This window comes from Ruegeria sp. CDSC021, assembly GCF_059610845.1.
The window spans coordinates 132,774-144,780 of sequence record NZ_JBXWOK010000009.1 but is presented as its reverse complement, the minus strand read 5'-3'; the positions used below and the strand labels follow the sequence as shown (position 1 = coordinate 144,780).

Genomic DNA, 12,007 nt, shown 5'->3' with positions numbered 1-12,007 from the left:
TTCACAAAGCGGCCAGTTCCAGCTCGAGCCCTTGTTCATAATCTGATGCCCCATGTTCTGCGCGCCATAGGCAGTAGGCCGCCATCCTCCACCCGTACCAGCGGCGTAAAGACCGGTAGCGGTTTACGGTTTCCTGCCGGTCATACGCCGAAAGAAAGGACTTTTGCTCTTCAACGGTCAAAACCGCACCTCTGTAAAGATATTGCATGGCGGGTGACAGGAACAGCGCAAGGTCCTCGCAAGGATCACCAACGGCTGGGCATTGCCAGTCAATCAGCGTCAGCCCCGAGGATGCGACGAGGATGTTTCCCGCCACCGGGTCGCCGTGAATCAGGCAAGTGTGATCCGACCGCAAAATATGATGCTGTGGTTGCATCTTTTCCAGCTGAGCCCGTCGATCCGATGTGCACATCGCCAGAATGCTTTGACCATGTTCGGCCAGATCTGCGCTACCGTTTTTACCGGTGGGTGCGTTCTCTATATTTGGGTTGAGCGAATGCAGGCGGTGCAGCAACCGGGCCACTGGGGCCGGGTCAGACCGCCAGGGGGTGCCCTGTGCGTGGTCGTAGAACACCCAATATCCGTTGTCATCTTGTCCCGTTGCCCGCAATCGCGGCACAACCCCAGAAGAAGCCAGTGCCCGCAGACAGGCGGCTTCCAATGCGGGATCGTTGCGAAACAATGGGTTTTCCAGGTCCGAGCGGTACAGTTTCAATACTTGATCACTGTCGTCGCCCAGCACCTTCCACACCCGGTTTGTCCTGCCACCATACAGAGTTTCGAACTGTGCCCCAGCGCTGGCAAATCCGAGCCTGACAAGTTGAGCAACAAGGTCGCGCGGTGGGGACGGTATTTGAGGCAGGGAGATCACCAATCAGTCAACGAGTCGGGCATTGCCTTGGTTTCGCCTGTCGTTAACCGTAGATCAAGCTCCTGTTCGCACCGCAGTGACTATTCCTGCTGGCACCACCTCTCCGCCAGCAAGCGTCAGCAACACTGCATCAGTGCCGACCTGCGCCTCCAGAACCTGATTATAAGCTGCGGCGATGCGTTCAGACAGCAGTTCATCGCCGTCATAACTTTCCATCGTTGCAGTGTAATTTCCTGCCGGTAACGGGGCGCCATCGTCATCGGTTCCGGCCCAGACAAACTCGGATTCCGTCGTTGAAACAGCGATGCGTTCAACGACCTCGTCGGACTCGTTGCGGATCACCATATAGGCGCTGTCCGCCCCGGGGTTGGCCTGCGCATACAGCGTTTCTGGTGAACCGTCGAAATGAAAGGCCGAGGCGGTTCGCACATCCATCCCGACCCAGCTGGCAAGCTCTTCAAGGTTTACACTGCCAAGCGAATAGGCAAGCGCTGAGAGCAGATCGTTGGTTTGAACCTGCTGCTCGACCATCGAGAACTGAGCCAGTTGCGAGGCGTATTCTGATGAATCCAGCGGCTCCAGCGGGTCTTGGTTGCGGGCCTGGGCGGTCAGCATCAGAAGGAAGGTTTCAAAATCCGAGGCCAGACCGGACGTTCCAGATTGCGCCGAAGATTGGGTCTGTGTGGCGTTAGCGCCTGTATTCTGTGCGGGTGTGATCATGCTCAAAGCCTCATATCAACGCGGCCACTATGGCCGATCCGGGTTAAGACCGGCTCGCTGGCCTGATCCATTTCGGTCTGGGTTGTATTCAGACCGGAATCTGCGTGTCTATCCGCGCTTTCGGACTGGCCGTCTGACGAACCACCCAGATTGAAAGACAGATCGCCAAGCCCGAGGTTTTTGAACTCAGCCTCAAGAACCGAAAGATGTCGCCTCATCATTTCCAGAGTTTCCGGCCGCTCGGCTGCGATCGTCATCTGCAACCCGTCATCCCGGCCATTCATGACGATTGAGATCTTGCCCAGCTCTTCCGGATTCAAGGTCAGTTCAATCGTGCCGGATTGTGGTCTTGCATGTATCGCAGCGGCCATTTGCCCCGCGATTGCCCGCGCCGTTTCTGCCCGTGCTGAGGTTAAAAAGTGCTGATGGCTTGCTGACGTATCTCGTGCCGTTGAAAATGGCTGGCTTTCGCGCGCGGGCAGAATCCCCTCGGCATCCGGGTCTGATACCAAATCAACGTCCTGCACCTTGGCAGACGCCATCAGTTGTATTTGAACAAATGTCGGAACGGATTGTGTTGTCGGCGGTGAACCGGTGGCTTTGGGAGCCTGAGCCGCATCGGGTGTATCTCGCGAAACCAGCTTTGGTTCTGGCACTTCGGGTTTTCCGGGCGCAGAATCCGAGGGTATCGACGCCTTGGTCCGATAGCCCTTTGCAATAGTGGTTTGCGGCAGATTGTGTTCCGGTTTTTGCTGTGCGGTTTTCGCCTGCAACAAAGCCGGAACCTCAGATCGGGCGCGCTGCGCCGCGTTTCCAGGCGCATCACCCCTAGGATCGGGGGCCGCATTGTTTGGCGCTGCGAATATTACGGCCTTGTCAGGTTCGGGCAGCGATGTCGGCGTTTCCTCAGGTGCCATCTCTTCGTCCTGCGCCGACGCGCGGGCGGGCGGGTCAGTTTCAGGTTTTCCCGACAGGCTGGTCGCAAGATCAACAGAGTCTTCTTCGACCACATCCTCTTCAACCTGCACCTCGGCATTAATGGTCAGTTCGGGCACGTCCTCATTCAAGCTGTCACCTTCGGAACGCTGCAATTCCTGCTCCATTACCTCAGCAAAGGTGTCAGCCCCTTCCGAGATTGGGTGTCCCTTGGCGGCAGTTTCAGATTTTGCGGCGCTGGCGGTCGAGGATGTGGACAATATAAGAGGGTTGGGCATTTTGCTCCGGCTCCGGTTTGCGTAACCAGGAATTTGCCCGCAGGAAGTTACGTTTATTTTAACCGCTTTCATATTTGATCCAGAAAGTTCGATGCAATTTTCGGAGAAAGCGATGAAGCTATCTGGTATTCCAGCGGCGCCGCAGCCCTTGTCTGTTGAGCAAAAGCTGAAAGATGCTGCGGTAGAGCTTGAGGCGGCGTTCCTGTCTGAAATGCTTAAGTCCGCAGGTCTGGGCGAATCCCGAGATTCGTTCGGCGGCGGTGCGGGTGAAGACCAGTTTTCATCGTTTCTTGTTCAGCAGCAGGCACTGCAGCTTGCCAGGTCCGGCGGTGTTGGCCTGTCCGAAATCCTGTTTCAGTCCATGAAGGAGAATACCAATGCCTAACAAGTCTGAACATGACCTGATCAAATCTCTTGAAGAAGTTCTGGACCTTGAACGCAACGCCTTGGTGACCGGGGATCTGGATCGGTTGAATCACATGGTCCCGGAAAAGGAAAAGCTGATCGGTGCGATCAATGATCTTGAGGTGATTGATAGTGATGAACTGATCGGGGTTCAAAAGAAAGTCGACCGGAATCAGGCTCTGCTGAACAGTGCGGCCGAAGGGATTCGGGCGGTTGCCGGGCGCATGGCTGAACTGCGCCGAGTGCGTCAGGAATTCAGTACTTATGGAGCGGATGGGCAACGCAGCGATTTTACCGTTCGCAGTCACGCAAAGCTGGAAAAGCGGGCCTAGCGCGAGGATTGAATCAAATCCGAGCTTTCTGATTTTCGAGTCTTAGCACTCCGTTAGGAGATCGGCGTCAAAGGTGATCCTGCATCTGGAAACTCAGATGGCGCGAACAGCCCGACGGCGGGTCGCAGTGATCAGAAAGACGTCAAAGCCCGTACATGTTGCGGGGTAAGCAAGGGCGCAAAAGGCCCGAACGGAAAAGGAAGAAAGCTATGTCCAGCATTCTGACAAACAACGGCGCAATGGTTGCGCTGCAAACCCTGAAATCGGTCAACAAGAACCTGGCGCAGACCCAGAACGCGATTTCAACTGGTAAGGACGTCGCCACAGCCAAGGACAATTCAGCCGTCTGGGCGATTTCCAAAGTCATGGAGTCGGACGTTAAGGGGTTCAACGCCATCAAAGACAGTTTGGCACTGGGTGAATCGACCGTTGCGGTGGCCCGGAATGCGTCCGAGACAGTCACTGACCTGCTGTCCCAGATGAAAGAGAAGATCGTTGCGGCACAGGAAGACAACGTTGACCGCGGCAAAATCAATGACGACGTGACTGCTCTTAAAGATCAGATCGCATCGGTGGTTGGAGCGGCGCAGTTTAACGGGCTCAACCTGGTTGACGGTTCGGCGGGTACAGCCTCGATCCTGTCGTCTCTGGATCGTGACTCCAGTGGCAACGTAACCGCATCTTCGATTTCGGTGGCCTCGCAGAACCTGTCCACAGGTGGGTATGCCAGCAAAGGTGTTCTGGCCGGCTCGGACAACGTCACAACCGACAATGACGCCGCGGGCTTCACGATGGACAAAGCTGGTGGAACCGGCGACATCGTGGTGGACAGTTCAACGGACAACTTTGCTGCTGGTGACAAGATCTCGATCACTATTGGTGACAAGGTTGCGTCCTACACGGTGCAAGCTGCTGATCTGGACCCATCTGGAACATATGACGCCGCTTATACGGATGCCATTGTTGCCGTTGGCCTGAAAAATCAGATCGATTCCTTGGGGATCACGGGTGTCGCAATCGACTATGACTCGGCCAACCCGGGCACTTTGACATTTGTAACCGGTGCTGCGACGGCTGGCGCCGACGCTGATCGGGACGTTACTGTCTCGGCGCAGTTCACCAATGCCAATGCAGGTGGCCTGGGGGCGTTGGCTTCGATTGATGTTTCGACAGATGCTGGTGCTCAGGCGGCGCTGGGCACTATCGAAACCTTGATCGACACGTCCATTGATGCATCTGCGGCGTTTGGTTCGTCTCAGGGCCGGATCGAAACGCAGAAAGAATTCATCTCGAATCTTTCTGACTCGTTCAAGTCCGGTATCGGAGCGCTGGTTGACGCCGATATGGAAGAAACTTCGGCCCGTCTGCAGGCCCTGCAGGTACAGCAGCAACTGGCAACGCAGTCGTTGTCGATTGCCAACCAGGCGCCGCAGTCGATCCTGTCTCTGTTCCGCTAAGTTCAGGACCCTGGCCGGGGCGTGGAGACGCGCCCCGGCTTTGACCGCCGTAAGACGGCCTTTTGGAAGGATTTCAAGTGACACCGCAAACTCTTGCACAACGCGTCTATGCGCAGACCGCTGCTCCGACGCGCACACCGCGTGATACGGAATATGAGGCGATTTCCAAGATCACGCATCGGTTGAAGGCTGCGGCCGCGCGGCACAAAACCGACTTTGGAGCGTTTGTTCAGGCTTTGCATGAAAACCGGAGGCTTTGGTCTGTGTTGGCAAACGGGGTCGCCGATTCCGATAACGCCTTGCCGAATGACCTTCGCGCCCGGATTTTCTATCTAGCTGAGTTCACCGAACAGCACAGCAGCCAGATACTCAGCAATAAGGCTTCGGTAGAGCCCCTTCTGGAAATAAACATGGCCGTTCTTAAAGGTCTTCGGCAAATGGGTGCGAATTGATGGCGGGTTTGGTATTGAAGCTAGCACCAAAAGAACGCGTGCTGATTAATGGTGTAGTTGTGGAAAACGGCGATCGTAGAAGTCGGTTTTCAATCATGACACCACAGGCAAATGTCCTGCGTTTGCGCGATGCGATACATCCTGATGAGGTGAACACACCCGTTCGCAGAGTGTGCTATGCGACGCAACTGGTTCTGTCTGGAGACATGGAAGCTGAAAGCGCCCGCCAACAACTGCTGCGTCGGGTGGAAGAGTTGAGCCAAGTGTTTACGGATGCGGACAGCCGCAGAGTTTTGGCCGAGGCAACCGAAGCCTTGTTGGCCGAGCAGTATTACAAATGCCTTAAATCCCTGCGTGCTCTGCTACCGCGAGAAGAGCGCCTCATGGCCTACCAGCAATGACCTTTCAGCCGGTCATACCCTCAGGTGGCATTGTTGGCTGGCGGTTCCTTCAACGCACCTACGAAGGCCAGTTGAACAGCTTTTCCTCTTCGTCGGTCAATGAGCGTGAGGCGACGTATTTCCGGGAAAACATCGGCAAGGTTCAGACGGCTGAAGATCTGGTTTCTGACCGCCGGCTGCTACAGGTTGCCTTGGGCGCATTTGGTCTGGAGAGCGACATCGACAACCGCTATTTCATCCAGAAAATCCTGTCAGATGGAACGAGCGCAGATGATGCATTGTCCAATCGCCTATCTGATAAAAGATACCGTGAATTCTCTAAGGCATTTGGACTGGGCCCTGGCGAAATTCGAAGAACCATTCTTTCGACATTTATGGAGGATATTGCCCGGGACAACGTGACCTCACGCTTTGAGGTCGCCGTGGGTGAACAGGACGAGTCAATGCGCATATCCCTGTATGCACAACATGCGCTGGCTGAGTTGGCATCGCAAGACAGCAGTGGTGACACGAAATGGTTCGACTTGATGGGCCTTCCGCCGTTGCGAAAGATGATGGAGACGGCGCTTGGGCTGCCCTCAAGCTTTGGTCAGTTGGACATCGACAAGCAGCTTGAGGTGTTCAAGGATAGGTTGTCGAACCTGACTGGATCTGACGATTTAGCGCAGTTCGCGGATGAAGAGGCGATCGGGGATTTGACCGACAGATACCTTGCGCGCAGTCAGATCACGCAGCTTCAAAGCACAATTTCCCCGGCCCAAACCGCGTTGCTTCTGCTGGGCGGATAATGCTGTCCCTATCGCAAGATGCGTGAGTATCAAACGCAACTTCGCGCGACTATCCGTTCAGAATCGCGTCCGCCGAGGTTTTGAGCGCGTATGAGCACACGGGTTGTGACACGTTGTGCAGCTTGACCTCTCCAAGTGGCAAAGCGTCTGTACAGGCCGGCACGATGTCTTTGGTCACAACAATCCTGTGATTTACGATCTTGCTGTATTCCCCAAGTCGGGCGGCGACGTTCGCAGCTTGTCCGATCACGGTGAAGTCCAACCGTTCGCGCGACCCGATATTGCCGTAGGTTACGCGCCCATAGGCGACGCCAATCGAACAATCGCAATGCATGTCGGACCCAGACTTGCGCAGCTCTCCTAACCTTTCAACGATTCCAACTGCTGATCGCTGCGCGTTTTCGCGGGCTAAAGCAGAATCTTCGCCTGCCGGGAATACAGCAAGAACAGCGTCCCCGATGAATTTCAGAACTTCACCACCGTTTTCGTCGACGATGTCCGAGACCGTTTCAAAGAAGTCATTCAGCAGATTGATATAGGCGGCGCGGCCCAGCTTTTCTTCCAACAGGGTAGAATTGCGCAAGTCGCAGAACATGATGGCTGCATCAATCTCATCCCCGTCGCCACGACGGATTTCTCCGCCCAGGACACGCGCTCCGGTCCGCTTTCCGACATAGGTTTCCAGCAATACCTGGGCGTTTTCGCGCTGCATGAAGACTTCGTAGAACCGGGCAATCACCGAGGAGCATTCGAACACCAGCCCAAGATTGGCCGTTGTGAACCCGTCGGGGTGATCGCAAGTCAGCGTCAAGACATTGGTGCGCCCGTCTGAAAATGGCAGGGGCATCGCGACATAGTCAGTCGCCCCTTTGGCGCGCAGGTCTTCCATGATTGGAAAGCTGTGCTGAGGGTTCTCGTCATTCAGCCTTTGGCGCACGCCGCCCATACCGTTGGACACGTGGCGCAGAGGGCTGTTGATATAGGCGGGGTGGTCGTGGATTTCATAGGTGGGCACATTGGTCGAAATCTCGGCCTCACCTTTTTCCCAAATATAGTGTTTGCCCGCGATCAGCGGATGTAGGGACCAGGCAAGGATACTGAGGCGCTGAATGGCAATTCCATGTTCCAGCATCTTCTCGGCCAGCGCTTTGGTGAATGCTTCGGGCGTGCTTAGATCACTGGCCCCCCGCATCAGCCAATCAATCAGCGGCCCGCTGATATTGCCGTCTTCCGGGTTGCGCAGGTTGTTTTCACCCAGCTCAATCCGCGTATATGCGGTGGGCATAAAGCCGATATGGCCCTGGATCGCGGCGCTTTCGGGCAGGGCGTTCTCGTAGGCCCAGACGGAGTTGGCCAATCGTTGATCCGCCAGAACGACATCGTGGTAAGTGGCGGTGCCTTTGAACGGGCAGAATGTCTGAAGTTCGGTCTCATCGCTGAGATCGACATGTACATCCTGACGGGGGATGTAGATCATCGGCGGCAACCGAGTTTCGTACATTACCTTGGCATCAAAGCTTTCAGCCAGAAGGATCTCATCCCGGTAGATTGCGATACGGCCGACAAGTGGTTCGACCGAGATCCCATAGCCTTTGATATTTGGAGTCACGTGAACGTTCATAATCATCCTCCCCGGCACGGGTCTTTATAGGATGGGCGTTTGATCCGTGTTTTCCAAGGGGCAGAGCAGGATTTTCCCAATATCAAATCATCTGAATGACGTCTTTTTCGATCGACAACATATAGCCTTTTTTAGCAATGTTCTTGACCAGCAACTCGCTGACCATCTGATTGCCCAAAGCATCGCGCAGGCGCTTGATCCGCGTCGCGCCAGCAGCCTCGTCACAATCAGCTGTGCTTTTGCCGGAAATCATCGCCTCGATCTGAATGCCGGATAGAACCTCGTCATCCAACCGGGATTCGGCAAGAACTGACAGGGTTTCCATCGCCGACGCTGTCAGTTTGAAATCCATGTTATTGAGATAGACGGTATTCTCTTCCCGGCTGATCAAAAGTGAAGTGACCTGAATCCCAGTGCGCTCAATCTGTGCCATGCGTCGGTTCAACAGCACCAGCATGACCAGAAACACCAGCGCAGCAATCAGCATTGCAGTGGCGAAAACCAGCAAAACAAAGATAACCATGCGGTAACTGGACAATGTATCGGCAAAGGCAGTGCCGGACTGGGCCAGAATCTCGAGTAGGCGAATCTCGGTCTGCGAGGTCAGATCACTCTCGACGAACAGACGTTCGACGCGGGCATTGAACGCGTTTGCATCTGGCAATGTCCACAACAGAAAGGCGGCAGAGGCCACAAGTATGACAACGATTACTGTGATGCCCGCGCCAACCAACCTGACGCCCGAGCGCCGTGCCTCAGTAACGGAGATAGAATTTTCCGGCATTGGCCTTCCTTTTATCCAACCCTTCCGGTCCAAAAACGGACATGACGTTCAGCAGGGTCCAGCCCGAGCCGCGCAGCCGTTGCGCGACCTCTTTTTTGGCTTTTCCTTTGCCGCAGGACGAAACCTGCATGACGCCATAATGCAGGCGCAACGGATTGTCCTGCTTGGCCTTGTAATCGGCATAGCAGTCCGCTGCTGACGCCATGGAACCAAGCGATATCAGGGCCCCGATGGCCAGAGAAGAGAGGATCTGTTTCATAGGCCGCATCCTGCGCATGGCTTTGGTTGATATTCAATAACGCAAAGGGGTTTCGCGGTCTGATATCAGATAACAAAACGGCGTTATTGCTTGTCTGAAGGGGACATCCCCAATGTCGGGTCATCGAATTTACGGACTGTCATCACGTCCACCGAGTACCCGAAAGGACAGCACCATGCATAAGAAATTCATCGCTCTGATCATTGCCTCTGCAGTCGCAATTACCGGCGTTTCCGCATCCCAGGCCCGTGCCGCTGATGCAGAAGATATTCTTGGCGGGCTGGCGGCGATTGCCTTGATTGGCGCTGCCATCCATCATTTTGACAAGCAAGGTGACAGCAAAAAGGTTACCCGCAACTACAACCACGTGTATCAGGCCCCCAAACAGCACATCCAGAGGACCCCCAGGCATCGGCCGAACCATATCCGTCCCTTGCCCGAGCGCGTTGCGCGCTATAGTCTGCCGCAAAGGTGCCTGGAAACCTTCAAGGGCTATGGCAAAAAGCGCCCGCTTCTGGGGACGCGCTGCCTGGATAAGCACTACAAATACGCCAATAGCCTGCCCAAAAAGTGCAAGGTCGGTTTCTGGAATGGCAATAAGGTCAAGCGGGCCTATGAACCCGCCTGCCTGCGCCAACAGGGATACCGCGTCGTTTACAAGTAACACGGTTCGAGCAGGAGTGGTGCCTTAGAAGCATCACGTCGGAGAGGGCAGCGATTGCTGTCCTCTCTTTTTTCTTGCGCAATGGGGGAAAACAGGATTTTCCCAAAACATGACCACACCGGATTATGAGATTGAAAAAGCCGCGCTTGCGCAGGGATATCTGCGGATTGCCGGCGTCGATGAGGTTGGGCGGGGGCCGCTGGCCGGTCCTGTTGTGGCTGCTGCAGTGATCCTGAATCCTGCGGACATGCCCGAAGGATTGAATGATTCAAAGAAATTGTCGGCCAAGCGCCGGGCCGCATTGGATACTGCCCTGCGTGGCTGCGCCGAATTCGCGGTGGCCGAGGCTTCGGTGGCCGAGATTGATGAGCACAACATCTTGCGTGCCTCGCATCTGGCGATGGAGCGCGCGGTGGCGGCGCTGGATCCCCCCCCGGATTATCTGTTGATCGACGGAAATATGATTCCGCGCGGACTGGCCATTCCGGCGCAGGCAGTGGTCAAAGGCGATGCCCATTCCGTGTCGATCGCCGCAGCTTCGATCCTTGCCAAAAACTGGCGCGATCAACTGATGGTGGATTTGGCGCAACAGCATCCGGGATACGGCTGGGAGACAAATGCCGGTTATCCGTCAAAACAACACAAGGATGCGCTGCGAAATCTTGGTGTGACCCCTCACCATAGAGTTTCGTTCAAGCCCGTCCACAATATGTTGTATCAAGAGTAAATCGTAAGCCGCTGATTCAAAAAAGAAATTGACGGCGAATCGTCTTTGACTCATCCTTGTCTCAACCAAATGAGCGCATAAGCGCCGTGGAACTTGAGGCAGCGATATGACAACGACTACCAAAAAGGGCGCGACAGCGCTCTCAGTAAACACGATCCTATCCGGGGACTGCATCGAAGTGATGAACAGTCTGCCCGAGGCTTCGGTTGACCTGATTTTTGCCGATCCCCCATATAATCTGCAGTTGAAAGGGCAACTGCACCGCCCCGATAACAGCCAAGTGGATGCAGTCGATGATCACTGGGACCAGTTTTCCAGCTTTGGCGTCTACGACCAGTTCACGCGGGAATGGCTGAAGGCGGCCCATCGCCTGCTGAAGCCCAATGGCGCGATCTGGGTGATTGGATCGTATCATAACATTTTCCGTGTTGGGTCTGCGTTGCAGGATGCTGGGTATTGGATCCTCAACGATGTAGTTTGGCGTAAATCGAACCCGATGCCGAATTTCCGTGGCAAGCGGTTCACCAATGCGCATGAGACAATGATCTGGGCCTCCAAGCGTGAAGGGGCGAAATACACCTTCAACTATGAGGCACTGAAAGCGTTGAACGAAGGCGTCCAGATGCGCAGCGACTGGGTGCTGCCGATCTGCACTGGCCATGAACGGCTCAAGGATGAAAACGGCGACAAGGCGCATCCGACGCAGAAACCGGAATCATTGCTGCACCGCGTGCTGGTTGGATCAACCAATCCGGGTGACGTTATTCTGGACCCGTTCTTTGGCACCGGGACTACAGGGGCCGTGGCCAAGATGCTGGGTCGCGAATTCATCGGGATTGAGCGCGAAGAAAGTTATCGCAAAGTGGCCGAAAAGCGCATCGCGAAAGTGCGTAAATTCGACCGCGAGGCGCTGGAGGTCAGCGCCAGCAAACGCGCCGAGCCACGCGTGCCCTTTGGCCAGTTGGTTGAACGCGGCATGCTACGCCCGGGCGAGGAACTCTATTCCATGAACCAGCGTCACAAGGCCAAGGTCCGCGCCGATGGGACACTGGTGGGGCAAAATATCAAGGGTTCGATCCATCAGGTTGGCGCCCATCTCGAGAATGCGCCCTCCTGCAACGGCTGGACCTACTGGTGCTTCAAGCGCGACGGCAAAACCGTGCCGATCGACGTCTTGCGTCAGCAGATCCGGTCCGAGATGCACAACTGATAGACCAATACCGCCGGTGCCTGTGGCCTGACACAAGGCACTAAGCCTTGCCCCGCCGATCAACGGCGGGGTCTTTTGTTTCTTTCCCTGATGAGTTCCGAT

At 55.4% G+C, this 12,007-nt stretch carries 15 protein-coding genes; 9 read left to right on the top strand and 6 right to left on the bottom strand.

Going from position 1 to position 12,007, the window contains the following annotated elements:
- Position 1 precedes the first annotated feature (1 nt).
- Genes AC2FGB_RS14680 through AC2FGB_RS14670 form a run of 3 tightly spaced genes read right to left on the bottom strand, consistent with a single transcriptional unit; the run spans position 2 to position 2,805 of the window.
- On the bottom strand, positions 2-871 hold the full coding sequence (locus tag AC2FGB_RS14680; protein WP_496689950.1) for a phosphotransferase family protein: 870 nt from the start codon (positions 869-871) through the stop codon (positions 2-4).
- Between the two features lie 54 nt (positions 872-925).
- The gene (locus AC2FGB_RS14675; RefSeq protein ID WP_496694185.1) at positions 926-1,591 is read right to left on the bottom strand and encodes a flagellar hook capping FlgD N-terminal domain-containing protein; all 666 of its coding nucleotides are present in this window, start codon (positions 1,589-1,591) and stop codon (positions 926-928) included.
- Between the two features lie 2 nt (positions 1,592-1,593).
- Positions 1,594-2,805: a flagellar hook-length control protein FliK gene (locus tag AC2FGB_RS14670; RefSeq protein ID WP_496694184.1), complete on the bottom strand. Its 1,212-nt coding sequence runs from the start codon at positions 2,803-2,805 to the stop codon at positions 1,594-1,596.
- A gap of 112 nt (positions 2,806-2,917) precedes the next feature.
- Here AC2FGB_RS14670 and AC2FGB_RS14665 point away from each other — a divergent pair, with 112 nt between their 5' ends.
- The 6 genes from AC2FGB_RS14665 to AC2FGB_RS14640 all read left to right on the top strand — a co-directional run bounded on the left by AC2FGB_RS14665 (position 2,918) and on the right by AC2FGB_RS14640 (position 6,640).
- On the top strand, positions 2,918-3,190 hold the full coding sequence (locus tag AC2FGB_RS14665) for a rod-binding protein (RefSeq protein WP_496694183.1): 273 nt from the start codon (positions 2,918-2,920) through the stop codon (positions 3,188-3,190).
- Positions 3,183-3,542: a flagellar biosynthesis protein FlgN gene (locus AC2FGB_RS14660; RefSeq protein ID WP_281973048.1), complete on the top strand. Its 360-nt coding sequence runs from the start codon at positions 3,183-3,185 to the stop codon at positions 3,540-3,542. Before AC2FGB_RS14665 ends, AC2FGB_RS14660 begins: the two co-directional genes overlap by 8 nt.
- 209 nt (positions 3,543-3,751) lie before the next feature.
- A complete protein-coding gene (locus tag AC2FGB_RS14655; protein ID WP_496692542.1) occupies positions 3,752-4,999 on the top strand; it encodes a flagellin N-terminal helical domain-containing protein in 1,248 nt (415 codons plus the stop codon).
- Between the two features lie 77 nt (positions 5,000-5,076).
- Positions 5,077-5,451 (top strand): flagellar biosynthesis regulator FlaF, encoded by a 375-nt coding sequence (gene flaF, locus AC2FGB_RS14650; protein ID WP_496694182.1) that lies wholly within the window; start codon positions 5,077-5,079, stop codon positions 5,449-5,451.
- On the top strand, positions 5,451-5,852 hold the full coding sequence (flbT, locus tag AC2FGB_RS14645; RefSeq protein ID WP_271949613.1) for a flagellar biosynthesis repressor FlbT: 402 nt from the start codon (positions 5,451-5,453) through the stop codon (positions 5,850-5,852). Before flaF ends, flbT begins: the two co-directional genes overlap by 1 nt.
- Entirely contained in the window at positions 5,849-6,640 is a 792-nt protein-coding gene (locus AC2FGB_RS14640; protein WP_496694181.1) for a DUF1217 domain-containing protein, read from the top strand. The genes flbT and AC2FGB_RS14640 overlap by 4 nt, the downstream gene beginning before the upstream one ends.
- 49 nt (positions 6,641-6,689) lie before the next feature.
- Here the strand turns inward: AC2FGB_RS14640 and AC2FGB_RS14635 are convergent, their stop codons facing one another.
- From AC2FGB_RS14635 to AC2FGB_RS14625, 3 genes are all read right to left on the bottom strand, one after another.
- The gene (locus tag AC2FGB_RS14635; RefSeq protein WP_496689946.1) at positions 6,690-8,261 is read right to left on the bottom strand and encodes a DUF427 domain-containing protein; all 1,572 of its coding nucleotides are present in this window, start codon (positions 8,259-8,261) and stop codon (positions 6,690-6,692) included.
- An 82-nt stretch (positions 8,262-8,343) separates the two neighbouring features.
- Positions 8,344-9,045 carry a winged helix-turn-helix domain-containing protein gene (locus AC2FGB_RS14630; RefSeq protein ID WP_496689945.1) on the bottom strand — a complete coding sequence of 234 codons (702 nt, stop codon included), beginning with the start codon at positions 9,043-9,045 and terminating at the stop codon, positions 8,344-8,346.
- Positions 9,017-9,304, bottom strand: a complete 288-nt coding sequence (locus AC2FGB_RS14625) for a hypothetical protein (RefSeq protein ID WP_142637145.1) — start codon at positions 9,302-9,304, stop codon at positions 9,017-9,019. The genes AC2FGB_RS14630 and AC2FGB_RS14625 overlap by 29 nt, the downstream gene beginning before the upstream one ends.
- A 175-nt stretch (positions 9,305-9,479) precedes the next feature.
- Here AC2FGB_RS14625 and AC2FGB_RS14620 point away from each other — a divergent pair, with 175 nt between their 5' ends.
- The 3 genes from AC2FGB_RS14620 to AC2FGB_RS14610 all read left to right on the top strand — a co-directional run bounded on the left by AC2FGB_RS14620 (position 9,480) and on the right by AC2FGB_RS14610 (position 11,905).
- Positions 9,480-9,968, top strand: a complete 489-nt coding sequence (locus AC2FGB_RS14620) for a hypothetical protein (protein WP_142637143.1) — start codon at positions 9,480-9,482, stop codon at positions 9,966-9,968.
- 109 nt (positions 9,969-10,077) lie between these two features.
- Positions 10,078-10,695, top strand: a complete 618-nt coding sequence (gene rnhB, locus AC2FGB_RS14615; RefSeq protein WP_496694180.1) for a ribonuclease HII — start codon at positions 10,078-10,080, stop codon at positions 10,693-10,695.
- Between the two features lie 106 nt (positions 10,696-10,801).
- A complete protein-coding gene (locus AC2FGB_RS14610) occupies positions 10,802-11,905 on the top strand; it encodes a site-specific DNA-methyltransferase (protein WP_496694179.1) in 1,104 nt (367 codons plus the stop codon).
- Positions 11,906-12,007: the final 102 nt, after the last annotated feature.

Coding starts and splice junctions, on each gene's coding strand:
- AC2FGB_RS14625 (WP_142637145.1), bottom strand. CDS start 9,304: ATGAAACAGATCCTCTCTTCTCTGGCCATCGGGGCCCTGATATCGCTT.
- AC2FGB_RS14655 (WP_496692542.1), top strand. CDS start 3,752: ATGTCCAGCATTCTGACAAACAACGGCGCAATGGTTGCGCTGCAAACC.
- AC2FGB_RS14630 (WP_496689945.1), bottom strand. CDS start 9,045: ATGCCGGAAAATTCTATCTCCGTTACTGAGGCACGGCGCTCGGGCGTC.
- AC2FGB_RS14670 (WP_496694184.1), bottom strand. CDS start 2,805: ATGCCCAACCCTCTTATATTGTCCACATCCTCGACCGCCAGCGCCGCA.
- AC2FGB_RS14675 (WP_496694185.1), bottom strand. CDS start 1,591: ATGATCACACCCGCACAGAATACAGGCGCTAACGCCACACAGACCCAA.
- flbT (WP_271949613.1), top strand. CDS start 5,451: ATGGCGGGTTTGGTATTGAAGCTAGCACCAAAAGAACGCGTGCTGATT.
- AC2FGB_RS14620 (WP_142637143.1), top strand. CDS start 9,480: ATGCATAAGAAATTCATCGCTCTGATCATTGCCTCTGCAGTCGCAATT.
- AC2FGB_RS14635 (WP_496689946.1), bottom strand. CDS start 8,261: ATGAACGTTCACGTGACTCCAAATATCAAAGGCTATGGGATCTCGGTC.
- AC2FGB_RS14640 (WP_496694181.1), top strand. CDS start 5,849: ATGACCTTTCAGCCGGTCATACCCTCAGGTGGCATTGTTGGCTGGCGG.
- AC2FGB_RS14665 (WP_496694183.1), top strand. CDS start 2,918: ATGAAGCTATCTGGTATTCCAGCGGCGCCGCAGCCCTTGTCTGTTGAG.
- AC2FGB_RS14610 (WP_496694179.1), top strand. CDS start 10,802: ATGACAACGACTACCAAAAAGGGCGCGACAGCGCTCTCAGTAAACACG.
- rnhB (WP_496694180.1), top strand. CDS start 10,078: ATGACCACACCGGATTATGAGATTGAAAAAGCCGCGCTTGCGCAGGGA.
- AC2FGB_RS14660 (WP_281973048.1), top strand. CDS start 3,183: ATGCCTAACAAGTCTGAACATGACCTGATCAAATCTCTTGAAGAAGTT.